This is a genomic window from Mesorhizobium sp. M0276, from assembly GCF_040321755.1.
Classification (GTDB): domain Bacteria; phylum Pseudomonadota; class Alphaproteobacteria; order Rhizobiales; family Rhizobiaceae; genus Mesorhizobium.
Genome location: NZ_JAMYSC010000154.1, coordinates 1 through 966, shown reverse-complemented (window position 1 = coordinate 966; position 966 = coordinate 1). Strand labels below are relative to the sequence as shown.

General features: G+C 55.5%; 1 protein-coding gene and 1 pseudogene. One reads left to right on the top strand and one right to left on the bottom strand.

Translation table 11 applies throughout. From position 1 onward, the window contains the following. Nucleotides 1–237 (bottom strand): hypothetical protein (locus NKJ01_RS36225; protein WP_352735382.1); only part of this gene is annotated, 237 nt, incomplete at its 3' end. Here NKJ01_RS36225 and NKJ01_RS36220 point away from each other — a divergent pair. Further along, nucleotides 205–966, top strand: a pseudogene (locus NKJ01_RS36220) (hypothetical protein); the annotation flags it as partial. The gene NKJ01_RS36225 and the pseudogene NKJ01_RS36220 sit on opposite strands and share 33 nt — an antisense overlap.

Below are 966 nucleotides of genomic sequence, written 5' to 3'. Positions count from 1 at the left end.
GAGATCCGGCGGCGACATCAGGTCGGATCGCTGCTCTTTCGGTGGGGCGAGCATTGCACTCAGGCCGTTGCGGCTAGAAAACCTCGCCCGCTTGCACTCAGTGAGGCCGACCAGCCAAAGCCGATAAGCAATGCGGCTGATTATCGGTGGCCCATCGGGTGGGGGATACGCCAGCAGCAGGCGCTGTTCGAAGAGGGACCATGGATGAATTTCGTCTGGGCCTTCGAAAATCCGCATTCGGATAAAGCCGTGGAGGCCATCAGGTTCGAGCCTGTCTCCGGCAGTCTGATTATCTCCGGAGTTTCCGCAGGCGATAGCCGTTCAATGCCGCTCCGTTGGGAAAAGCGCAAGAAAGCGCTGCTCACCATGCCACCCGAAGCGAGCTTCGATTCGACGCTCGATCAGCATGGTCTCTTCAGTCAGATCCAACTCGATCTCGGCCAGGTTATCTCCGCAAGCCCACGGCTCGTCTATCCTATGGAGCATTGGGAAAAGACGCGTCAAAACCTGCAACCGGAAGCGAGCCCGACCGAAATCGTCGTCGAATATGCGGCGCATCCCGATGCATGTTTCCACCTTGCGGATAGAACTATTTCCATTTCTGACGTTGAAGACAGTGTGTTGCAGAACGAACCAATTCTGCAGAGTATCCTGCCGGCCAATCAATCCGTGATCCTGCGCGTCGTCGAGCAGCGAACGAATAAGCCCGTCCCCGTAAAGCTTCACGTGCATGGCCCGGCGGGTGAGTACCTTGCTCCGACAAATGGGAACCGCAACCCAAATCCACGATGGTTCGAGAATTACAGCACCGAGCATTGGCAAGGCCTGCATCTGTCGACCTACATCTCAGGACAGACGACGATCGAACTGCCATTGGGTGATGTCTATCTTGAGATTACGAAGGGATTTGAAGTCAAGCCGATTCGAAGGAAGTTCCATATCACTCGAGAAACAGAGCTTATCACC